The following is a 21,293-nucleotide window of genomic DNA, read 5'->3' on the forward strand; positions in this document are numbered from 1 at the left end:
TCTGCCGGTCCGTCTTCCGCCAGCTCCAAGCCTCCATGCCTTGACGCAAGGCATAGAAGCGTCATTTTGGGAGCGACGCCTGCGCGAAGTAGGCCGCGGCGCGGCGCAGGATCTCGTTCTCCTGCTCGAGGCGGCGGGCCTTGCGGCGAAGCTGGACCAGCTCGTCCTGCTCGCTGCTGGTCTGTCCGTCGACCACGCCGTCATCGACATCGGCCTGACGCATCCAACGGCGCACCGACTCGACACTCACATCGAAGTCCGCGGCCACCTCAGCCAGAGTCAGATCGCCACGTCGGGCCACCCGAACCACGTCACGCTTGAACTCCACGGGGAACTTCTTCGGCACGGAGACATCCTCCCTGCAGGACCACGTCCCACAGATCGAGTGTCAACCGAACCTGCAGCAGACCCTTCCGCGCGGACCCGGGTGGCGACGCGCAGCAGCCGCAGCCCGGCGGTGTGCCCGGCCTCGTAGTCGGGGGGGAACTGGGCGTCGTAGTCGACGTGGGCGTTGAGCTGGCGCAGCGAGATGAAGCGCCACTCCACGGTGTAGTCCCGCTGGGCCTGGACCTTCCGGACCCACTTCGAGGTCATCCACGCGAAGGGGCACACCGGGTCGAAGTAGAAGGTGATGTCAGCCATGACCCCGAGTGTGCCCGCAGGCGGCCCCACCGGGCCCGCCATGCCCCGCAAGGGGGGTCCGTGCTCGGCAACGCTGTCGGCGGCTGCTGAGATGCCGGGATGGGTGACGACGGGTCCGGTACGGGCGCTGGTGGGGTCGGGCCAGGAGGTGCCGGGCCACCGGGGTGGGTCCGGGACTACGGGGCGCCGTCGGTGTTCCTGCCGCAGAACCTGCTCCGGGAGGCCCGCCGGCACCGCGGCCTGGTCGACGTGGCGGTGCCGCGGGTGGTGCTGCTCGACCCGGACGGGGACGTCGTCCGCGCCCTGGCCGGCGGCGGGCGGGGGCACCGGCACGAGGGTTGGGCGTGCTTCCACACCGAGATGTGGGTCAGCACCGTGGACGGCCACGAGGTCGGGGTGGTCGGGATGGCGGTGGGGGCACCGTTCGCGGTGCTGGTCGCCGAGCAGCTCGCCGCCTCGGGTGCTGAGCTGGTCATCAGCATCACCTCGGCCGGGGTCATCACCCCGGTCACCGCCTCACCGTGCTTCGTGCTCATCGACCGCGCTTGGCGCGACGAGGGCACCAGCAGCCACTACCTGCCGCCCGCCGAGTGGAGCGAGCTCGACCCCGACCTGGCACACCGCCTGGCGGGGGCGTTCGACGGGCTGCCGGTGCCGGTGGTGACCGGTTCCGCCTGGACCACCGACGCCCCGTACCGGGAGACCGCCGCGGCAGTACGCGCCGCCGCCGCCGCCGGGATCACGTGCGTGGAGATGGAAGCCGCCGCCCTCTACGCCTACGCACAAGCCCGGGGCCACCGGGTCGTGTGCCTCGCGCACCTCACCAACACCATGGCCGTCGACGGCGGCGACGATGTCGACAAGGGCCCCGACAACGGGGTACGACACACCCTCGCCGTGATGGGTGCGGTCGCGGCCGCCCTGTTGCGCCCCGCGCACCGTGAGGTGTAGTCCCGACAACCGCCCGGGTCGAAAATGGTCACGCCTTGCGGGTGCTCGAAGTGGGTGGCCGGGGAGCCTGTGTCCTTGGCGTTCAAACACCCAACCTTTTGTCCGTCGACGCCTGTATCCCAGGTCCTGCGCGCGACGGGCACGGGTGTGCTCATCCGATGGCGAACAGGGTTGCTGCGACGACGAATACGGTCCCGGCGGTGGCCATCACCAGGGTGCGACCGTGGGGGGTGAGGCGGGACTGGCTGCGCAGCAGGAACAGCCATTGGCGCCCGAAGGTGTAGAGGCTGATCGCGGCCAGGAAGATCAGCCCGCGCAGTGGGCCGCTGACCGTGAGGAGCTCGAGCAGCGAGGCGGCGGCGATGGCCGCGGTGAACGCCGCCTCGAGGAGCTGAACGGGTATCCGTTGTGTCCCTACGGTGCGGTTGGTCGACCACAGTCCCCACCGCGAGGCTGTCGGTCGCCCGGAGCAGCACCCGGCAAAGAAGCAGCCCACCCGGCCCAAGGCCATGGCGGCGAGCAGCCCGGGCGTGGTGACGTCGAGCATGGCCCCGATCGGGACGCCCAGTACCGCGGACCCGAGGATCATGACCGCGATCGCGGTGAGCACAAATCCTTGGATGCACAGCCCCGCGGTGAGCAGGCTCCGGTTGCCTCTGGGCAGGGTGAGGTAGGAGTAGCCCTTCGCGCCGGCCAGCCCCAGCAGGCAGGCCAGCAGGGACAGCACCAGGAGCCGACCCGTGGGGAGCCCACGCTGGGCGGCGAAGACCTGCTGGAGCCCTACCGCGATGACTGCCCCGGTCCCCACGAGCGCGGGCCACACCCCGGCCCGAACCCCGGGGGTCGTTGCCGACAGTGCTGGCAGGTACCCCGTGGGGCCGGTGGCCTTCTCGAACGTCCTTCTCGGAGCAGCGTGAGGTGATGTGCCCTGAGGCGTGTCGACCTGCGCGTGGACCTGCCACGTTCCTGCCTTGATGGCGGAGGTTCGGGTGCTCAGGGCGACCGTTCCGGTATGAGGCAGGAGGCCCGGGAACGTCTGGGTGGTGGTGAAGGTGTCCCCGGTGACGACACCCGCGTCGTCCAACCGGGTCCCGGTGAGGCGCACCCGCACGTCGTAGGGGTCAGCCGACTCCGTCGCCAGGTTGGTGTCCAGCCAGCAGGTCGCGGCGATGCCCTGTGGTGCCAGCTCAACCAGGGGGGCGCAGCTCACGACACCCAGCCGAAGGGGCGGGACCCCGGTGTGCTCGACGTCCTCGCTCGCACCCGCAGAACGGGCGGTGGTGTCGGTGGACCCCGGGGGCGGCTCGGCAGGCGATGGGCGGGTCTGCGGGGTTTGCAGGGTCGGGGACGGGGATGTGCCCGGGACGGGGTGCAGCGGTGGCGTGGTCGCCGCGTGCGGTGGGCGACGAAACGCCACCGGGACGGCCGGCTCGGTGGAGACGACATCCCGCTCTGGAGTCTGTCGCCCGGCGCTCGGTGTGCCCGATTGCGTCGGGGGTGTCCCCACCCGCTGGGGACCCGCGGGCCGCCGCCGCTTCTTCGCCACGCTTCCTCCACCAGCTCGATGCCACTACCAATGATAGTAGTCAGTGCTAGAGGGACCTGGTCAGAGTTGACGACCCGCGCACCGGGTCGTGCGCAGACTTAAGCTGTCGCGGGGGTCTCGACCGCCGACGGCGCATCGCAGCGGCGACGAGGGCAGCGACTGCGGCCGCGAGGCTCAGCGCGAGTTCGGGTGCGGCACCCAGCCGGGTGGCGGGGGTGAGCTCGCGGACCAGGGGAATTCGTGCGGTGAGGGCGGCGGCGGTGAAGATCTGTGTCTGGGCGGTGATGGTGCCGTCGGGGGTGATGACGGCGCTGGCTCCGCTGGTGGCGGCGACGAGGACGGTGCGGCCGTGCTCCACGGCGCGGACCTGGGACATGGCGAGCTGTTGGTAGGTCATGTCGGTGCGTCCGAAGGTGGCGTTGTTGCTGGGGACGGTGATCAGCTGGGCCCCGGCGCGGACGGATTCACCCACGAGCCCGTCGAAGGCCACTTCGTAGCAGGTGGCGACCGCGACTGGTGTGCCGGCGGCGGTGAGGACCCCGTTTCCGTCACCGGCGACGAAGTTCCCGGCCCGGGCGGCGTAGGGGGACAGGGCGGTGACGACGGCCCTGGCGGGCAGGTACTCACCGAAGGGGACCAGGACCCGTTTGTCGTGCTCCTGGCCCGGCCCGGTGACCGGGTCCCACACCAGCACGGTGTTGCGGGTGGTGCCGTCGTCGTTGCGCAGGACCGCCCCGACCAGCACCGGCACCCCGATGGCCTGGGCGGCGCGGGTGATCGCTTGTGCGGCGTCGGGGTTGCGCAGCGGGTCGACGTCGGAGGCGTTCTCCGGCCACACCACCAGCTGGGGTTGGGGTGCCCGTCCGGCGGCGACGTCGTCGGCCAGAGCCAGGGTGCGGTTGACGTGGTTGGTGAGGACGGCGGCGCGTTGGGCGTTGAAGTCGAGCCCGAGGCGGGGGACGTTGCCCTGGATGACGGCGACCGAGAGAGTGTTTTGCGGCTGCGCTCGAGCCGCGACCGCGGGCGCGGCGAGCAGGGCCACGGTGACGGGGAGCAGGACTGTCACCGCCCCGGTGAGGAGCTGACGGCGCCGGGGGCGGGCGGTGATCGCTGCGGCGGTGCCGGCGCCGATGAGGGCGACGGCGAAGCTGAGCAGCGGAGCACCACCCACGCTGGCCACCGGCAGCAGCGGGCCCTGGGACTGGCTGAAGGCGAGCCGCCCCCACGGGAACCCCCCGAACGGGACCCGGGAACGGAGGGCTTCGGTGCCCACCCAGGCACACGCGATCCACCAAGGTGCGCCCGGCACCCGTGCCAGCAGCACCGCGACGGCACCGAACAGTCCCACCGCGAGCGCTTCGGCCGCGGCCAGCGCCAGCCACGGCAGGGAACCCACGTACACACCGACCCAGGGCAGCAGGGGCAGGAACAGCCCCAACCCGGCGAGGTAGCCGTAGCCGAACCCGGCGCGCACCCCCCGGCCGTGCAGCACGAGGACCAGCACCAGGACACCCACGGGGGCGAGGAACCACAGCGATCTCGGGGGGAACGCGGCGAACATCAACGCCCCCGCACCCGCCGCGGCCCCCGCCCGGGCCGCGACCCCCGCCGCGCGGCACCGCGGTGTGGGTGGGCCGGTCCGGGACGGCGGCGCTGTCCTCGTCGGCGCAGTCATCGCGACCTCGGGAGCGGACCGCTGAGCTGATCCCGTGGCGGGGCGCTCCCGCGGCTGTCCGACAGCGGCGTACCGGCCTGGTCGGTGACGAGCTCGGCGGTCAGCTCGGTGAACTCCTCTCCCCACCCGGCCTGGTCGGTGCGGGCGAGCCCCCCGATCTCCACGCGGGTGCCGTCGACGTGGGGAGTGAACCGGACCCAGACGCGGCGGCGCTTGACGAGCAGCGACGCCATGAGTCCTGCGGTCATCGTGAGGGCGAAGACCAGCACCGCACCCTGCGCGGGGTCGTGGGAGGTCTGCAGGGACACCCAGGGGATGACGGTGTCGAACCGGACGGTGGTGCCGTCGGGCAACGTGGTGGCCTGCCCGGGGCGGAGGTTGACCCGGGCCTGCTTGATCAGGCGTCCTTCGTCGACCAACGTGGTGTCGAGGGCGAAGATCGACTGGGAGGCGCCGGAGTCGAGGCCGGTGTCGCCCTGGTAGACGTCGATGGCCACGGCGGGGTCGCGGGCGGCGGGGAACCCCGAGGACAGCAGCGTCCCGGTGAACGCGGCGGTCGGGGCGAGCAGGCCCGACAGGGCGACCTGGTTGCGGCGTCGCTGCTCCGGGTCCGGGTAGAGACCGGCCGGGGGGTCGAACTTCATGGCCCCGTCGCTGAGCAGGGTGGTCAGGTCGACGGGTTTGAACTGCAGGGCCTCGGTGCGGGACTCCCCGTCGGGGAAGGTGACGGTGAACTGGGGTGCGTACCCGTGCCCGAGCAGGTACACCCGGTCCCCGCTCAGGCGCAGCGGGTCGTTGACCCGCAGGTCATACGGGCGCCACGTGTTGGATTGCAGGTCCGGCCCCGCTTGGTACTCGATGTCGGCGAGGAACGCCTCGGCCTGCCCGGTGGGCAGGTAGTCGGCGGTGAACTGGTCGACCTTGACGCAGAACGGCTCGAGGCCCACCCCGTCACCGGTGAGCCCGGCCCGGAACGAGTCGTAGGCGGCGGGGGAGGTGTTGCAGAACCCGGGGCCACCGTCGGCGAGGACGATCAGCTGGCCCTCGTAGCCGACGAGCTTGCCGATGAGCACGGCCGCGAGCAGCCCGACCAGGGAGAAGTGAAAGACCAGGTTGCCGACCTCCCGCAGGTACCCGCGCTCAGCGGACATGGTGACCTCGCCGCGCTGGTCACTAGAACCGGTGTGTCGCGTCGTCCGCCACCGCCGCAGGCGCCGTTCGGCCACCGCCACGGCCTCGGTGGTGTCCGCTGCGGTGGTGGTCACGTGGTGATGGGGCAGGCGGGACAGGTTCCTCGGGACCGCCACCGGGCGGGACCGCAGCGTCCGGGCCTGCTCCCACGTGCGGGGCAGCAGGCAGCCGATGAGGGAGACGAACAGCAGCCCGTAGATCGCGGCGAACGTGGGGGAGGAGAACACGTCGAACAACCCCACCCGGTCCATCACCGGGCCGATGGTCGGTCGGGCGGCGAGGTAGGCGGCCACCTTCGGAGCGTTCAGGGACCGCTGCGGCAGCAGTGCCCCCGGGATCGACGCCAAGGCCAGCAGGAACAGCAGCACCAACGCGGTGCGCATACTCACCAGCTGACGCCACCCGTTGCGCAGCAGGGCCCACAATCGGGACCGCCGACCCATCGGCGGGGTCGTGGTGGTGGTCACCCGGCCGCTCAGATCGGGGTGGTGACGTTGGCGATCGGTCCGGAACGCAGCCAGGACACCAGGTCCCCCCACGCGCCGGTGACCAGCGCGACACCGACACCGACCAGGAGGACACCCCCGACGAGCTGGATCGTCCGGGTGTGGTGCCGTACCCAGCCGACGCTGCGCAGCGCTGACTCCGATCCCAAGGCGAGCAGCACGAAGGGCAGCCCCAGGCCTAGGCAGTAGGCCAGGATCAGGGTGACTCCCCGCCATGCGGTGGTGCCCTCGGTCCCTGCCGCGACCGAGAGGACCCCGGCGAGGGTGGGACCGAGGCACGGTGTCCACCCGAGGCCGAACACAGCACCCAGCAGTGGCGCACCGAGCAGGGTGGGGATTCGTCGTGGGTGTGGTCGGGTGTCGCGCTGCAGCGCGGGGACGACACCGAGGAACGCCAGGCCCATGATGATGGTGACGACCCCCCCGAGGCGCTGCAGGACCTCGGTGTTGAGCCGCAGCACGGCGATGACACCGAACAGCGACACGGTGGCGAGGGTGAAGACCACGGTGAATCCGGCGACGAACAGCCCCGCGGCCCCGGCGATCCGCCACCGCGCCGACCGCCCGGCCGTGGGAGAGGGGGCGGCGACCGCGACGGGTGTCAGGCACTCGGGACCGCTCGCTGTCCCCGCGCCGCGACGCGCCTCGACGGCAGGTGCGTCCGCTCCGACCACCGCCGCCAGGTAGGACAGATACCCCGGCACCAGTGGAACCACGCATGGTGAGGCGAACGAGACGAGACCGGCCGCGACGCAGGCACCCAACGCGAGCACGAGGGGGCCCGTGGCCGCTGTGGCCTGGAACGCCTCACCGATCCCGGCGGCCGCCATGGTCACGGCGAAACCGGGGTCTCGGCGGCGAGGCGCTCGACCGTGGGCTGGAGATCGGAGGCCAGCAGTGGGCGGAGGAACACGGCCGCGACGCGGTGCTGCCGGTCCACGACGATCGTCGAGGGGATGACGCTGGTGGGGTAGCTCTGGCTCAACGCCAGCACGCTGCGCATCGGCGGGTCGTAGACCGACGGGTAGGTCACCCCGCGGTCACGGACGAAGTCCTGTGCCTTGTCGCGCTGCGGGTCGCGCACGTTGACGCCCAGGAAAGCGACACCGGATTCCCTCGTCGCCGTGTAGACCTCTTCGAGGTCCTTCGACTCGGCCCGACACGGACCGCACCACTGTCCCCACAGGTTGATCACCACGACCTGGCCAGGGAAGTCCGCGACCGAGATCGGCTTGTTGGTCAGCAGCTCCGGACCGGACAAGGTCCCCAGCGACCCACGCGACGACGGTGGGTCGTAGGTGATGTCGGTCTGACCTCCGGGGGAGACGAAGCTGAAGGAGCCGCCCGCGGCGACCGCGTCCGCGCCCGTCGCGCAGCCCGTTGCCACCGCGCTCACGACAGCCGCCACCACGGCGAGCCACCGGCGCGCCGACCGAGGCCACGGCAACACCTCACCACCGGTCATCGACTCTCCCAACTGGCCCTCCTCCTATTACCATCGTCAATAGTAGCCGGGGGCGGTGCGTGCCCGCGGGCGGGCCGGAAACAACCAGGCGGGTGAGGGTTTCACGATGTGGGCGAGGACCAGCAGGACCGGGGGACGAGGGCGAGGAAGCCTGTACACCGCGGAGTATCGGCGGGTCAGGCGCCGCCGGGCGGTGGGGTGGGTGCTCGTCGCCGTGGGCCTGGCGGTGGGGGTTCTGCACGTCGTCACGCACCTGGGGGCGTTCTCGGTGTTGTCACCACCCGGTCTGCAGGACCTCGTGATGGGGTACCCCGCCGCCGGCGTCATCGTTGTTGCCGGGGTGCTCCTGCTCACCGCGCGGACACGCCAGCGGCGGTAGTCATCGGCGCGATGACACGGTGAGACTCTGCCCGACCGAGCTCGGCGACGGTTTTCTACCGACCGTGCTCGGCGAGGTCCTGGTCGACCGCGCCCCGCACCTGGTCCGGGTCGGCGAACGTGGGTGGGGCGCTGACCCGGTCGGCGCGCCCGCTGGGGTGGACGACGAAGGTCACCGGCAGGACGGCGGGGGCTCTAAGCGCAGCCTGAACAGCCCCGGAGGTGTCGATCACGGAGGGATACTGCACCCCGAGATCGGCCATCAGCGCCACGGCAGCGGCGGGGTCGTCCTGCACATTAACCCCGAGGACTGTCGCGGCCCCGGGTTGCGCCGCGTAGAGCGCCAGGGCGGGCATCTCTCGTCGGCATGGGCCGCACCACGAGGCCCATAGGTTGAGCACGACGGTGCGTCCGTTCAGCGCTGCTCCGAGATCGACGGCGCCGGGGTGTCCGAGACAGGTGACCAGCACGCCGGCCAGTGGCCCTAGCGGGGTGCCGCCACCCGGTGCCGGGCATTCCTGCAACCGGGCCGCGGCTCGCGCCGCATCGAGCGCGGTGGTCTGCGGCTCACTGTCGCCCGATGGCGGGGTGGAGCCCGCCACCCGCTGCGCTGTCGTCCCCGTGTCCCCCGGCGTGGAAGTACCGGTGGGCCACAACGCGACCATCAGACCGATGACCGCGACCAGGCCGGTGATCGTCCACCGCAGCTGTGTTGTCATGATCTCCTGCTGCTTCTCGGGGCTCGTCCTCGCGACCCCGTCACGAAGGACCAGCTGCCGGTCATCCCCGTCGGCTGTGCGCCGGTCGAGCAAAGCTCGGCCACGCGTTGAGCGGTGCTCAGCGGACACAGAGGACCGTGGAGACCGCGAGCACCGTCGCCGCGGCCAGGACGACCGGCGCCGAGAGCGTCAACGCGGCCGCCCCGGCGCACGCTGCGGCAGAGGTGCGAGGCGGTGCCGCGCGGTCGACGGCGCTGAGCTGGGCCAGCCTTGCTCCCAGCGCGGTGTGGGCCAAACCCAAGGTGCCGGCGGGGGACTGCTGGGGGTGGGCAGCGACTTTGCAGAGGGCAGACCGAACGGTCGCGACGCTGGTAGCGCGGACCGCGACGCGGTCAGCGGCCAGCTCCACCAGGGTCAACGCTGCGACGTGGGCGTGGCGAAACAGCGGCACGAACGGCAGCACCTTTCTCAGAATGCCGCATGCACCGACCACGACGTGGTGACGCTCACGTAGATGAGTTGCCTCGTGCAGCAGTACAGCACGGAGCTCTGCTGGGTCGAGCATGTCCCGCAGCCCGTCGGTGGCGACCACGAACCCAGGGCGACCCGCCACGGCGTAGGCCAGTGGAACGGGGTGGGCGAGCCACATCGTGGGGACGGCGGACTCGTCTCGTCGCGCGATCGGATCCAGCAGGTCGTGGTGCAGCGCGTAGGAGGAGGACTGCGCCACCAAGTGGCGGCGGGTGAGCACGACTGACCGGGCCAGGAAACCGAGCAGAACGAGACCGCCGACCGCGGCCACGGCCCCCTGCATCGGCGCGCCGACCGCATGTTGGAGCCGTGCCAGGCACCTGACTGCCACCTCGGCCATCCCCTCCGCTGGGGCGTGTCCCGGCCAGAGCGCCGTCACCACAGCGGAGGCAGCAAAGATGCAGAACGCGATCATCGCCGCGAGCCACATCGACAAGGCAAGGTGGGGACCGACGCGCGACAGGGGTACCCGCCGAAGGACGGCGGGAACAAGGGTGCCGACCAGTGCGGCGCCGAGCAGCAGCACGACGGCCAGGATCACTTTGACTGCCCGCCCTCGTCGAGGAGCGCGGCGCGCAGCACCGCAGACTCACTCTCCGATGCTGTGCGGGCGAAGTGCAGCAGCACCGCGGCTGGGTTCTGGGTGGACTCCAGCAGCGTGCGCACCGCGTTAGCGGTGGCTTCCTTCTGAGACCGCGCCGGCCAGTAGCGAAACGCCCGACCCGCCATCTCGCGGCGAACCCAGTCCTTGCGGTGCAAGTTGTCCAACACGGTCAACACGGTGGTGTAAGCCAAGGCGCGCTCCTGCTGGAGCGCGAGGGCGGCACGAACCTCCCGCACCGTGACTGCGCTGTCCTGAACCCACAGCACATCCATGACTGCCGCCTCGAGCTCACCCAAGCCCCTCGCCGACACGCTCCACCTCTTTCGCTCCGGCTCGACCCGCCCCGCGTGACGCGCCGGGCCACAAGACCCTGTGACACAGACGTGCGCGGCCTCATCGCGGAGGTGACGCCCACCGCGGGCACCGACGACGTGATCTGCCCCGATGGTAGACCGGGGCGGTCGAGCCACGGCCTCGTCGCCCCTCCCGGCCCGGGGGCTCTCGGCTCTGTGGCGAACAGCTGCGATGCAGGCGGACAAACCGTATGAGGTGAGGACCTTGCCAAGGGCGTCGCGCTCGCTGTCCTCGGCCGCGTTGGTCGGGACAAGGGTTGGCGCGACATCAACTCCCCCGAGTCACGACGAGGGTCCCCAGCAGGAAGGTGGTGGCCCGGCTGCCGCCGTCTCGACACGGCAGCAGCATCGCGTCGCCGTCGCCGTCGCCGCCGCCGCCGACGACGGTGGCGACGGCGGCGGCTTTGACCGGGTGCGCGACACGGTGTGGGGTGGCCGACCTGGGCGCGGCGGCGGAGCGCAGCACGGCCACCAGCTGGTCGGCCGTCGGCAACACCTGTTCTTCTCGTGGGTCACCAGGACCGCGGTGGTGACATCGAGGCGGAGTGCCGCTGTGACGCTGGGTCCCGTGATGTGACCGAGACCGGGCTGTGGCCTCGCTGTAGCCTGGGGTGGTGCTACCGGTCTCCTGCCTGCGCGTGCGGCGACGGGTGGGGTGGCTGTTCTTGGTGCTTGCCGTGGTGCTCGGGGTCGTGCTTGTCCAGCAGGTCGGTCACTACGCGCACGAGGGTGCGGCCGTCGAGCCCGCGGGTGTCGCGGTCGACCACCCTGCGGCCACAGGCGTCGCGATCATCGCGGACGAGGACACGCCCCCTGTCGCCCCGACCGGGTCGGGCGACGACGTCGCGCACTGGCTCGCGGTCGTGGCGGTGGCCCTGGCGGGACTCGCCGTGGCCGCGGCGCTGGCCTGCGGCACCCCGGGGGCACGGCAGCCGGTCGGCGCGGCGTCGGCGGCCTGGTGGTCGACGACCCGAACCCGGTGGGTCGGGTCGGTCGGGATGGACGTCCTGGCCGTCAGCGGGGTGCAGCGGGTCTGACGGGGATAGCTCTGCCCCCGACCCGACCCCCTGCTCGTCTCGTCTGCTGCTCCTGGGGGCAGCAGGCGGAGCGCTGACCTGTGAGGACCCATGCCTGTGACCGTCTGCCCCGCTCGTGCTCCCCGACCGTCTGTCCCTTTCGGCGCCGTCTCCCGGCGCCGTCCCATGTGGGCGGTGTTCACGGCACTGACCGCGGCGCTGGTGGTGGTGTCCTCGCCGGTGGCCGCCGCCCAACCCCCGCCCTGGCCCGGTGACCCGGCCTCGACCCGCCTGGCCGAGCTCGACGCCGAGGCTGTGGCCGTGACGGCCGAGTTAGCGGCGGCTCAGGCCACCCTGGACGCACGCCGCGGGGAGCTGGCTGCCGCCACCGGCGGGGAGTCGGCGGCAGCCGGGTCCGCGACGGTGGCCGCCGCGGGCGCGGAGGCACTGCGGCAGGAGGCCGACAAGTTGGTTGGTGCCGCCTACGCCGGGGCACGGACCTCCCGGGTCTCGGCGGTGCTGGTGAGCACCGGGCCCCAGGACCTGCTCGACCGGATGACCGCCCTGGACCTGCTCGGGGAGGACAGCGCAACCCGGCTCGCCGCGGCGGGGCAGGCCCGCACGGCCGCGGATCGTGCCCTGCTCGCGGCGACCGCCGCGCGGGAACGCGCCGCCGCCGCCGCGCAGGAGGCGTTCGACGCCCAGGAGACGGTCGTGGCCCGCCGGGCGACCCTCGTCGCGCAGAGCGCCGAGGCCCAGGCGCTGCTCGCCACGATTCCCGCGGTGCCCACCCCCGACGCCCAGGAGCAACCGGCGGTCGACCGTGGTGGGGTAGCGGCGCGGGCGAGCCGTGCGGGCGCCGCCCGGGGGGTGCTGGTCGCCCAGCCGACCGTCGGGCAGCTCACCTCGCCCTTCGGGGACCGCGGGGGCACGCTGCACGCAGGCATCGACATCGCGAACAGCATCGGCACCCCGATCGTGGCCGTCGCCGACGGTGTCGTCACCGACGCCGGACCCGCCTCCGGGTTCGGGCTGTGGGTCCGGATCCGCCACGACGACGGCACCATCACCGTCTACGGCCACATCGACAGCTACTCCGTCAGCGCGGGGCAGCGGGTCGTCGCGGGGGAGCAGGTGGCCCGGATGGGCAACCGCGGGCAGTCCACCGGGCCGCACCTGCACCTCGAGGTCATCACCCCGGGCGGGACCAAGGTCGACCCGCAGGCGTGGCTCGCCGAGCGGGGGGTCAGCGTGTGACCCCGGTGCTCGTCGTGGCTGGGCTTGGCCCCCGCATCGGGGGCGGGCCCGGTCAGCGGGCTGCTGTCCCGCACGGTGACCAGGTGGTCCCCACACCGGCACCGACCGCGGCTGCTCCCCCCCGGTACCGGGCTGCTGCTGAGGACCGTGGCGACCTGGGTGGTCCTGCTCCTGGTGGGGTGGACCGTGACCCTGGGCGCCGGGCCGGGTGCGGTGGTGTCCTCGAGCACCGGGGCCCCCGCGGGTGCGGGGAGCCGCTTCTACTACACCGTGCTCACCCTCGGCATCGGGGACTACGTGCCCCGCGGCACGTGGGCGCAGGTGGGCACCGTGGTGGCCGCGTTCAGCGGGTTGTTCGTGGTGACCCTCGCGATCACCTACCTGCTCAACGTCGTCACCGCCGTCGTCGCCCAGCGCACCCTCGCCGCCGAGGTCTGGTTGGTCACCGGCACCAGCCTGGTGACCGACCGCGACGCGGGCCAGGACCTGGACCGCTACCGGGGCTCGCTGGCGCCCCGGGTGATCGAGCTCGCGATGCGCCACCTGGCGTACCCGGTGATGCACCGGTTCACCGACACCACGCCGGACCGCAGCGCCGTCGTCGCGATGGCGCTGCTCACCGACCTCGTCGACGGGGTGCAGCGCCGGACCGCCGCGGCCGGGTCCGGGCGCGAGCTGCTGGCCGCGTCCCTCGACGTCTACCTCGACACAGTGCACGGACCCGACCCCTCCGGGTCGGGCGGGGACTCCCGCCGTGACCGGATGTCTGCCCTCGTGGCGGTGGCGGGAAAACAGTGGCCGACCCTGCCAGGCGACCAGGTGTGATGCACGTACGTCTATGCGGGCGACAGCCGAGCGCCGTAACCGGGACACCCGGGACGGCAGAGGGACGTCCACGTGTGGCCCACACCCTCACCGGCGGGATGCCGGCGCGATCGGACGCGGGCCTCGAGCGGCGGCGGGGGTGAGCCACAAGGCGGTCATGCGAGCTGAGCTGGGTGGGCCCCAAGCGGCCGTGGATTACCACCCGGGCGAGGAACACCGCACCCCGGGGTTGTCGACACCACACGTCACTAGGTGCGGCGCGGTGTCCCATGTGCGGGCGGGATCATCACGGAGGTGCGGTGCGGGTGTCCGTGATCACGCCGGACCTCGGCGACGGCCACTGCGTCTGCCCCGCCACGCCCGCAGCAGTACCGTTGTGTTCGTGACCAAGCGGCGAGCGGCGCCCGCCAGCGGCGGCAACGCCGCCCGGTGGCTCTTGGTGCTCGCGGTGGTCCTGGGGGTGTTCGGGATGCACTCGCTGCTTGTGGACTCGTCTCCGGCTGCTGCGAACGCGGCCATGGTGGGCGTCGTGGGCCACACCAGCATGCCGGGCGCGGTGAGCGACCGGGCTACCCCGCCGGCGGACGCACTACTCGCCCCGGCCGAGGCGCCGCTCGCGTCGGTGAGCGGCGCGGGTGCCCCCATGGTGATGGGGGACATGGCGATGGGGTGCCTGGCTGTCCTCGCCGCGACCGCCCTCGTGCTGCTCGCTCTCACCTCGCGAGGGTCCGCGGCGCCACCCCGCCCGGCTTCCAAGTTGTGCGCGTCCGGCGGGGCGCGCTCGTCCCCGCCCGGATCTTCTTCCTTGCTGCGGCTGTCCGTCCTGCGGGTGTGACAGGACCACCTCGACCCGGTCCGGGGTCGAGGTCCCGTCCCTGACCGGCCCGTCGGTCACGGGGCGCCGTCGTTCTCGGCGTGTGCCTCTGCCACGGGTCAGCGTCCACCCCCCTCGCAGCCCAGTCCAGGAGACACCTGTGTCCGACACCGTCCCCACCCCTGACCGACACGACCCCGCCACCCCCGCACGCCAGCGCCTCAGTGGCTCCGGTCCCACCCTGAGCCGTCGCCGGCTGCTCGGCCTCGGTGCCACCGGACTCGTCGTCGCCGGCGCCGCCGCGACCGGCGTCGAGCTCGTGTCCCGTCGACCGGCCGGCCCCTTCCCGGTCCCGGTCACCCCGAACGCCCCGGTCGTGGCCGTCACCGAGGCGGGCCGGGCCACGACCGGTCGGGTGGTCACCCGCACCCTCACCGCCGCCCCCGCCACGGTCGACCTCGGGGGCCGGACCGTCTCGACGTGGGCCTACGACGGGGCCATCCCCGCCCCGGTGATCCGGGCGAGCGTCGGGGACCGCCTCGACCTGCGACTGGTCAACCGGCTCCCCGACCCGACCACGGTCCACTGGCACGGCCTCGCGCTGCGCAACGACATGGACGGCGTCCCCGGGGTCACGATGGACTCCGTCGCACCCGGCGGGGAGTTCGCCTACTCCTTCCTCGCCCCGCACCCAGGCACCTACTGGTTTCACCCCCACGTCGGGGTGCAGGCGGACCGCGGTCTGCAGGGCGCGCTTGTCATCGACGACCCGGCCGAGCCCGGCGGTTACGACGAAGAGGCCGTCCTCGTCCTCGACGACTGGACCGACGGCTGGTCCGACAGCCCCGACGCCATCCTGGCCGGGCTCGGCCGCAACGGGATGTCCGGCGGAGGTATGGGAATGGGCGGGTCAGGCATGGGTGGGGGCCCCACCGCGGCCCAGCCCCTCGGGCAGGACACCGGGGACGTCGTCTACCCCGCCCACCTGATCAACGGCCGGGCTCCCGGTGACCCGTTCGTCATCAGCTCGGCCCCGGGCCGCCGCATCCGGCTGCGGGTCATCAACGCGGGCAGTGACACCCCGTACCGGTTCGCGGTCGGCGGGCACCGCCTCACCGTGACCCACGCCGACGGGTACCCCGTGGCCCCCGTGGAGGTCGACGCGCTGCTGCTCGGGATGGGGGAGCGCTACGACGTCATCGTCACCGCCGGCGATGGGGCGTTCCCCGTGGTCGCGGCCCCGGAGGGCAAGGACGGCACCGGGGCCATGGCCGTGCTCCGCACCGCATCGGGCCCCACGCCCGCCGCGGGCACCCCGGTCGCCGAGCTCGCCGGGCGCCTGCTCAGCTACACCGACCTGGTCCCCACCGCGGACGCCGCGCTGCCCACCCGGACCCCGGACCGGGAGATCGACCTGAGCCTGGGCATGGTCGACGGCGGCCGGAGGTGGGTGCTCAACGGGGTCCCCTACGAGCAGCACCAGCCGCTGCAGGTCAGCGGCGGGCAGCGGGTGCGGCTGACGATGCGCAACGAGACGATGATGTTCCACCCCATGCACCTGCACGGGCACACCTTCTCGGTGGTGAACGGCACCGGGCCGGGGGTGCGCAAGGACACCGTCAACGTCCTGCCGATGCAGACCCTGTCCATCGACCTCGACACCGACAACCCCGGCCAGTGGCTCGTGCACTGCCACAACACCTACCACGGCGAGCTGGGCATGATGACCGTGCTCTCCTACGTGGTGTGACACCCAAGAGGTGCGGTAGTTACCCTAGGGGGGTAACGTACGCGCTGGACCGTAGGAGGATGTCGTGGCGGGATACGCAGGCACCAAGGACGACCAGCTCAAGCGGTTGCGGCGCATCGAGGGACAGGTGCGCGGGCTGCAGCGGATGGTCGAGTCCGACACGTACTGCATCGACGTCCTGACCCAGGTCTCCGCGGCGACGAAGGCCCTGCAGTCCGTCGCCCTCGGCCTGCTCGAGGAGCACATGGCGCACTGCATGGTCGAGGCCGCCCGCGCCGGGGGTGCCGAGCAGGACCTGAAGGTCCGCGAGGCGTCCGACGCGATCGCCCGCCTCGTCCGTAGCTGACCGCACGACCTAGCTGGAGGAGCACACCCGTGAGCACCACCTACACCGTCACCGGCATGACCTGCGAGCACTGCGTCGCCTCCGTCACCGAGGAGGTCGACGAGCTCGACGGCGCGTCCGTCGTCTCGGTCGACCTCGACTCCGGTGCGCTCGTGGTCGACGGCGACGTCCCCCGTGACCAGATCCAGGCCGCGGTGCAGGAGGCCGGCTACAAGCTCGTCCCGTCCGCCTGATGGTCGCCCCCGCCGCCGCCCCGACCGCGGCCCCGGAGGCGGCGCACCCCGACCAGCAGGTCGAGCTGGCCATCACGGGCATGACGTGCGCGTCCTGCGCGAACCGCATCGAGCGCAAGCTCAACAAGCTCGACGGGGTCACCGCGGACGTCAACTACGCCACCGAGAAGGCCCGCGTCCGCTTCGCCGACTCGGTTAGCACCGACGCGCTGCTCGAGACCGTGGCCAACGCCGGGTACTCCGCGGCGCTGCCGCCGGAGCCCGACCAGCCGGCTGAGCCCAGTGACGCTGCCGCGGGGCAGGACCCGCTGCGTCAGCGCCTCGTGGTCAGCGCGCTGCTCACCGCGCCCGTGGTGCTGCTGGCCATGGTCCCGTCGCTGCAGCTCGACGGCTGGCAGTGGCTCTCGCTGACCCTCGCCGCGCCCGTCGTCGTCTGGGGCGCGCTGCCCTTCCACCGGGCGGCGTGGACCAACCTGCGCCACGGCGCGACCACGATGGACACCCTGGTCTCCGTCGGGGTGCTGGCCGCGTTCGGCTGGTCGCTCTACGCCCTGTTCCTCGGTGACGCCGGGGTGATCGGCATGCGCCACGGCTTCGACCTCACCGTCGGCCGCACCAACGGCGCCGGCTCGATCTACCTCGAGGCCGCTGCCGGGGTCACCACCTTCATCCTCGCCGGCCGCTACCTCGAGGCGAAGGCCAAGCGCAGCTCCGGTGCGGCCCTGCGCGCCCTGCTCGAGCTCGGGGCCAAGGACGTCGCCCTGCTGCGCGACGGCCGGGAGACCCGGGTGCCCGTCGAGCAGCTCAGCGTCGGCGACGTGTTCGTCGTCCGGCCCGGGGAGAGGATCGCCACCGACGGCGTCGTCGTCGACGGCACCGCGGACGTCGACGCCGCCACCGTCACCGGGGAGTCCGTGCCCGCGTCCGTCGGTCCCGGGGATGCCGTGGTCGGGGCGACGACGGACGTGGGCGGGCGGCTCGTGGTGCGCGCCACCCGGGTCGGTGCCGACACCCAGCTCGCCCGCATGGCGCGGATGGTGGAGGAGGCGCAGCACGGCAAGGCCCAGGTGCAGCGCCTGGCCGACCGGGTGGCTGCCGTCTTCGTGCCCGTCGTCATCGCGCTGAGCCTCGGGACCCTCGCGGTGTGGCTGCTCGCCGGCGGGGGCGGGCAGGCCGCGTTCACCGCCGCCGTGGCCGTCCTCATCATCGCCTGCCCCTGCGCGCTCGGGCTGGCCACACCGACCGCGCTCATGGTCGGCACCGGCCGCGGCGCCCAGCTCGGCGTCCTGCTCAAGGGCCCCGAGGTGCTGGAGAGCACGCGGCAGGTCGACACCGTGGTGCTCGACAAGACCGGCACCGTCACCACCGGCCGCATGGCCCTTCTCGACGTGATCCCCGCCGCCGGGGAGGACCGCGACGAGGTGCTGCGCCTGGCCGCGGCCGTCGAGTCCGGCTCCGAGCACCCCGTGGCCCGCGCCATCGCCGACACCGACCACCCGCCGGTCACCGGGTTCACGAACCTGCCCGGGCGCGGCGCCCGCGGCGAGGTCGAGGGCCGCACCGTCACCGTGGGCCGGGCGAACCTGGTCGACGACGTCCCCGCCGACCTGCAGGCCGCGCTCAACGCTTCCCGAGAGCAGGGCCGCACCTCCGTCGTGGTGGCCTGGGACGGCCGGGCCCGCGGCGTGCTCGCCGTGGCCGACACCGTCAAGCCGACCTCGGCGCAGGCGATCTCGGAGCTGCGCGGCCTCGGCCTGCGCCCCGTCCTGCTCACCGGGGACGACGAGACCGTGGCCCGCGCCATCGCCGCCGAGGTGGGCATCGAGGAGGTCCACGCCGACGTGCTGCCCGAGGACAAGGTCGCCGTGATCGCCGCGCTGCAGGCCGAGGGCCGCGTGGTCGCGATGGTCGGTGACGGGGTCAACGACGCCGCCGCCCTGGCCACCGCCGACCTCGGCCTGGCCATGGGCACCGGCACCGACGCGGCCATCGAGGCCAGCGACCTCACCCTCGTCCGCGGGGACCTGCGGGCCGCGGTCGACGCGATCCGCCTCGCGCGGCGCACCCTGGGCACGATCAAGGGGAACCTGTTCTGGGCGTTCGCCTACAACGTCGCCGCGATCCCGCTGGCCGCGCTCGGCCTGCTCAACCCGATGATCGCCGGGGCCGCGATGGCGTTCTCCTCGGTGTTGGTGGTGACGAACAGCCTGCGGCTGCGCAGGTTCCGGTCGGTCACGTGAGCGGCGTGGTCGCCGCCGGCACCTTGGTCGCAGTGGTGCTGGCCGGGCTAGCAGGGCTGTACGGCGCCGGGTGGGCGGTCCGGGTGGCGCGCAGCCCGCTGCGCCGCAACCCGTTCCTGTCCGGTGCGGCACCCGCCGAGCACGCCGTCTCCCGGTTCCACGTGCGCTGGTACACGGTCAGCATGATCTTCCTCGTGTTCGACATGGAGATGGTGTTCATGTACCCGTGGACGCTCGTGGTGACCTCGGTCGGCGCCAAGTCGATCGTCGAGATGTTCGGGTTCCTGCTGCTGCTCCTCGCGGGTGTGCTCTACGCCTGGCGCGAGGGAGCCCTGCGGTGGACCTGAGAGCGTGGACGTGAGCCCGCTCGGTGCGCGGTTGCGCCGGTTCGCCCTCCCCAGCCCGTACATCGTCGCCGCCCCCGGAGCGCAGCCGGTGGGGTGGGCCGCGGCGGCCGCGGCCCGCCGGCGGGGCTGGACCCCCGCGGTGACCCCCGCGGCGGCCGACCTGCTGGTGGTCTGCGGGCACCCGGGCCCCGAGCTGGGCGACGCCCTCGACGCGGTGTGGGACCACCTGCCCAGCCCGCGGGCCCGTGTGCTCCTCGACGACCCGGCCCAGGCCGACGACGCTCTCACCGAGGCCCGGGACCTGCTGGCCGACACCGGTGCGCAACGCGACGACCACACCGGTCGCAGCGCCGGCCCCGAGGACGGCGAGATGCCCGGCGGGCTGATGATGGCCGACCGCGGACCTGATCGCGACGGCCTGATGCTCGACCAGCTGCACCCGACCCTGGGACCGGTGCTGCCCGACTGGCCCACCGGGCTGCAGGTCGAGGCCGTGCTGCAGGGCGACGTGCTGCAGGAGGCCGCCGCCCGGTGGGTCGACGAGCCGGTCACCACCGCGCCGGCGGACGCCCCGGTCCTGGCCCTCGACGCCTTGTCCACCCTGCTCTCGGTGCTCGGCTGGGACACCGCGTCGACCCGGGCCGCCGTGCTGCGCGACGCCCGCCACGCCGGGCGCGACGTCGCCGCGCCGCTCGCCACCCTGACCCGGACCCTGTCCCGCTCCCGGCGGCTGCGGGCAGCCACCCGCGGGCTCGGCGTGCTGAGCGGTCGCGACGTCACCGACCGGTGGCAGGCGTGGCTGGCGCAGGCCGCGGGGCAGCAGGGCACGCCCTGCCCCGGGGACCCCGACCGCCTCGGCGGGTTGCTCACCGGCACCGAGCTGGGCACCGCACGCATCGTGGTGGCCTCGCTGGACTGGGCGCCCGCGGGTGACCGCGCCACCCGGGCAGGGGGCGCGGGCCGTGGCTGACCCGTCACCGGTCGGTGCTGCCCCCCTGTGGACGGTGGTGCTGGTCCCGGTCGTGCTCGGGGTTCTCGCCACCGCGGCCGCCGTGCTCTCCGCTGCGCTGCAGCGCAGCGCCGGGGGCGTGGGGCTGCGCGGGGTCGGCCTCGCCCCGGTGCGCGACGCCACGCGGCTGCTGCTGCAGCAACCCCGCCGCACCCCTGGTGGGGACACCGGGCTCGCCCGCCTCGGCCTTATCGGGCTTCCCGTCGCCGCGGTCCTCGCCGCGGCCGTCGTGCCGATCGGCGACTCGGTGGCCCTGGACTCCTCGATCAGCCTGGTGTTCTTCAACATGGCCGACGTCATCGTGTGGGTGGCGCTGTGGCTGATCGGCTGGGGCTCCAACAGCGTGGTCAGCCTGGTCGGCGGGTACCGCTTCCTGGCCCAGGGCCTGGCCTACGAGCTCCCCCACATGTTCGCGCTGATCGCGGTGGCCACCGGCGCGCAGTCGCTGCGGGTCGGTGACATCGTCGCCGCCCAGCACGGTCTGTGGTTCGGGGTGTGGATGCCGCTGGCGTTCGCGGTCTACCTCCTCTCGGCGGTCGCGCTGAGCGTGTGGGGGCCGTTCGGCGCCGCCCTGGGCCGCGACGTCGCCGGCGGCGCCGGGGCCGAGCTGGCCGGGGTCGACGCGCTGCTCCTGCGCGCCGGCCGGCTGCTGCTGCTCGCGGCGACCGCGGCCATGTCGGTGCCGCTGTTCCTCGGCGGCGGCGCGGGCCCGCTGCTGCCCGGGTGGCTGTGGTCGGTGCTCAAGACGGTGGCGGTGCTCGGCCTGCTGGTGTGGCTCGGCTCGCGGGGGCCCGCAGTCCGGATGGAACGGTTCACCGAGCAGGCGTGGCTGTGGCTGGTGCCGGCCACCCTGGCCCAGGCCGCGGTCGTCGCGGTGGCAGTCCTGTGAGACGGA

Annotated in this window: 23 protein-coding genes and 1 pseudogene; 13 read left to right on the plus strand and 11 right to left on the minus strand. The window is 73.0% G+C overall.

The window, feature by feature from the left end; all coding sequences use genetic code 11:
- Nucleotides 1-61 precede the first annotated feature (61 nt).
- Nucleotides 62-346 (minus strand): transposase, encoded by a 285-nt coding sequence (locus ACYVOF_RS07070; protein WP_460865090.1) that lies wholly within the window; start codon nucleotides 344-346, stop codon nucleotides 62-64.
- Nucleotides 347-411: 65 nt separating this feature from the next.
- Nucleotides 412-642, minus strand: a pseudogene (locus ACYVOF_RS07075) (mycothiol-dependent nitroreductase Rv2466c family protein); the annotation flags it as partial.
- A gap of 192 nt (nucleotides 643-834) precedes the next feature.
- Between ACYVOF_RS07075 and ACYVOF_RS07080 the strand changes: the two are divergent.
- Nucleotides 835-1,593 carry a nucleoside phosphorylase gene (locus ACYVOF_RS07080; RefSeq protein WP_460865091.1) on the plus strand — a complete coding sequence of 253 codons (759 nt, stop codon included), beginning with the start codon at nucleotides 835-837 and terminating at the stop codon, nucleotides 1,591-1,593.
- 151 nt (nucleotides 1,594-1,744) lie between these two features.
- On the opposite strand, the gene ACYVOF_RS07085 is transcribed toward ACYVOF_RS07080, so the two are convergent.
- From ACYVOF_RS07085 to ACYVOF_RS07105, 5 genes are all read right to left on the minus strand, one after another.
- The gene (locus tag ACYVOF_RS07085; protein WP_460865092.1) at nucleotides 1,745-3,139 is read right to left on the minus strand and encodes a prolipoprotein diacylglyceryl transferase family protein; all 1,395 of its coding nucleotides are present in this window, start codon (nucleotides 3,137-3,139) and stop codon (nucleotides 1,745-1,747) included.
- Between the two features lie 46 nt (nucleotides 3,140-3,185).
- Entirely contained in the window at nucleotides 3,186-4,700 is a 1,515-nt protein-coding gene (lnt, locus tag ACYVOF_RS07090) for an apolipoprotein N-acyltransferase (RefSeq protein ID WP_460865094.1), read from the minus strand.
- Nucleotides 4,701-4,810: 110 nt separating this feature from the next.
- Entirely contained in the window at nucleotides 4,811-6,388 is a 1,578-nt protein-coding gene (gene resB / locus ACYVOF_RS07095; protein ID WP_460865163.1) for a cytochrome c biogenesis protein ResB, read from the minus strand.
- 92 nt (nucleotides 6,389-6,480) lie between these two features.
- On the minus strand, nucleotides 6,481-7,341 hold the full coding sequence (locus ACYVOF_RS07100; RefSeq protein WP_460865164.1) for a cytochrome c biogenesis CcdA family protein: 861 nt from the start codon (nucleotides 7,339-7,341) through the stop codon (nucleotides 6,481-6,483).
- Nucleotides 7,342-7,343: 2 nt separating this feature from the next.
- Nucleotides 7,344-7,976: a TlpA disulfide reductase family protein gene (locus ACYVOF_RS07105; protein ID WP_460865166.1), complete on the minus strand. Its 633-nt coding sequence runs from the start codon at nucleotides 7,974-7,976 to the stop codon at nucleotides 7,344-7,346.
- Between the two features lie 202 nt (nucleotides 7,977-8,178).
- Here ACYVOF_RS07105 and ACYVOF_RS07110 point away from each other — a divergent pair, with 202 nt between their 5' ends.
- Nucleotides 8,179-8,355 carry a hypothetical protein gene (locus tag ACYVOF_RS07110; RefSeq protein ID WP_460865095.1) on the plus strand — a complete coding sequence of 59 codons (177 nt, stop codon included), beginning with the start codon at nucleotides 8,179-8,181 and terminating at the stop codon, nucleotides 8,353-8,355.
- A gap of 55 nt (nucleotides 8,356-8,410) precedes the next feature.
- Here ACYVOF_RS07110 and ACYVOF_RS07115 read toward each other — a convergent pair whose 3' ends face one another.
- The 4 genes from ACYVOF_RS07115 to ACYVOF_RS07130 all read right to left on the minus strand — a co-directional run bounded on the left by ACYVOF_RS07115 (nucleotide 8,411) and on the right by ACYVOF_RS07130 (nucleotide 11,057).
- A complete protein-coding gene (locus ACYVOF_RS07115; protein ID WP_460865097.1) occupies nucleotides 8,411-9,073 on the minus strand; it encodes a TlpA family protein disulfide reductase in 663 nt (220 codons plus the stop codon).
- A 118-nt stretch (nucleotides 9,074-9,191) separates the two neighbouring features.
- Nucleotides 9,192-10,145 carry a M56 family metallopeptidase gene (locus ACYVOF_RS07120; protein ID WP_460865098.1) on the minus strand — a complete coding sequence of 318 codons (954 nt, stop codon included), beginning with the start codon at nucleotides 10,143-10,145 and terminating at the stop codon, nucleotides 9,192-9,194.
- Complete coding sequence (locus ACYVOF_RS07125) at nucleotides 10,142-10,519, minus strand: BlaI/MecI/CopY family transcriptional regulator (RefSeq protein ID WP_460865100.1); 378 nt, start codon at nucleotides 10,517-10,519, stop codon at nucleotides 10,142-10,144. Before ACYVOF_RS07125 ends, ACYVOF_RS07120 begins: the two co-directional genes overlap by 4 nt.
- A 310-nt stretch (nucleotides 10,520-10,829) precedes the next feature.
- Nucleotides 10,830-11,057, minus strand: coding sequence for a hypothetical protein (locus ACYVOF_RS07130; RefSeq protein WP_460865102.1), 228 nt, complete (start codon nucleotides 11,055-11,057; stop codon nucleotides 10,830-10,832).
- A 118-nt stretch (nucleotides 11,058-11,175) separates the two neighbouring features.
- Between ACYVOF_RS07130 and ACYVOF_RS07135 the strand changes: the two genes are divergently transcribed.
- From ACYVOF_RS07135 to ACYVOF_RS07185, 11 genes are all read left to right on the plus strand, one after another.
- Nucleotides 11,176-11,598: a hypothetical protein gene (locus ACYVOF_RS07135; protein WP_460865103.1), complete on the plus strand. Its 423-nt coding sequence runs from the start codon at nucleotides 11,176-11,178 to the stop codon at nucleotides 11,596-11,598.
- 174 nt (nucleotides 11,599-11,772) lie between these two features.
- Nucleotides 11,773-12,834 (plus strand): peptidoglycan DD-metalloendopeptidase family protein, encoded by a 1,062-nt coding sequence (locus ACYVOF_RS07140; RefSeq protein ID WP_460865105.1) that lies wholly within the window; start codon nucleotides 11,773-11,775, stop codon nucleotides 12,832-12,834.
- 147 nt (nucleotides 12,835-12,981) lie between these two features.
- On the plus strand, nucleotides 12,982-13,659 hold the full coding sequence (locus ACYVOF_RS07145; protein ID WP_460865107.1) for an ion channel: 678 nt from the start codon (nucleotides 12,982-12,984) through the stop codon (nucleotides 13,657-13,659).
- Nucleotides 13,660-14,041: 382 nt separating this feature from the next.
- Nucleotides 14,042-14,494 (plus strand): DUF6153 family protein, encoded by a 453-nt coding sequence (locus tag ACYVOF_RS07150; protein ID WP_460865109.1) that lies wholly within the window; start codon nucleotides 14,042-14,044, stop codon nucleotides 14,492-14,494.
- Nucleotides 14,495-14,633: 139 nt separating this feature from the next.
- A complete protein-coding gene (locus tag ACYVOF_RS07155; protein ID WP_460865112.1) occupies nucleotides 14,634-16,223 on the plus strand; it encodes a multicopper oxidase family protein in 1,590 nt (529 codons plus the stop codon).
- 64 nt (nucleotides 16,224-16,287) lie between these two features.
- On the plus strand, nucleotides 16,288-16,569 hold the full coding sequence (locus ACYVOF_RS07160; protein WP_460865114.1) for a metal-sensitive transcriptional regulator: 282 nt from the start codon (nucleotides 16,288-16,290) through the stop codon (nucleotides 16,567-16,569).
- Nucleotides 16,570-16,598: 29 nt separating this feature from the next.
- The gene (locus ACYVOF_RS07165) at nucleotides 16,599-16,802 is read left to right on the plus strand and encodes a heavy-metal-associated domain-containing protein (protein ID WP_460865115.1); all 204 of its coding nucleotides are present in this window, start codon (nucleotides 16,599-16,601) and stop codon (nucleotides 16,800-16,802) included.
- The gene (locus ACYVOF_RS07170; protein ID WP_460865117.1) at nucleotides 16,802-19,042 is read left to right on the plus strand and encodes a heavy metal translocating P-type ATPase; all 2,241 of its coding nucleotides are present in this window, start codon (nucleotides 16,802-16,804) and stop codon (nucleotides 19,040-19,042) included. The genes ACYVOF_RS07165 and ACYVOF_RS07170 overlap by 1 nt, the downstream gene beginning before the upstream one ends.
- On the plus strand, nucleotides 19,039-19,389 hold the full coding sequence (locus tag ACYVOF_RS07175; protein ID WP_460865119.1) for an NADH-quinone oxidoreductase subunit A: 351 nt from the start codon (nucleotides 19,039-19,041) through the stop codon (nucleotides 19,387-19,389). Before ACYVOF_RS07170 ends, ACYVOF_RS07175 begins: the two co-directional genes overlap by 4 nt.
- A 10-nt stretch (nucleotides 19,390-19,399) precedes the next feature.
- The gene (locus ACYVOF_RS07180) at nucleotides 19,400-20,359 is read left to right on the plus strand and encodes a hypothetical protein (protein WP_460865121.1); all 960 of its coding nucleotides are present in this window, start codon (nucleotides 19,400-19,402) and stop codon (nucleotides 20,357-20,359) included.
- The gene (locus ACYVOF_RS07185; protein WP_460865123.1) at nucleotides 20,352-21,287 is read left to right on the plus strand and encodes an NADH-quinone oxidoreductase subunit H; all 936 of its coding nucleotides are present in this window, start codon (nucleotides 20,352-20,354) and stop codon (nucleotides 21,285-21,287) included. Before ACYVOF_RS07180 ends, ACYVOF_RS07185 begins: the two co-directional genes overlap by 8 nt.
- The last annotated feature ends 6 nt before the right edge of the window (nucleotides 21,288-21,293 follow it).

The organism is Rhodococcus aerolatus (genome assembly GCF_054783215.1).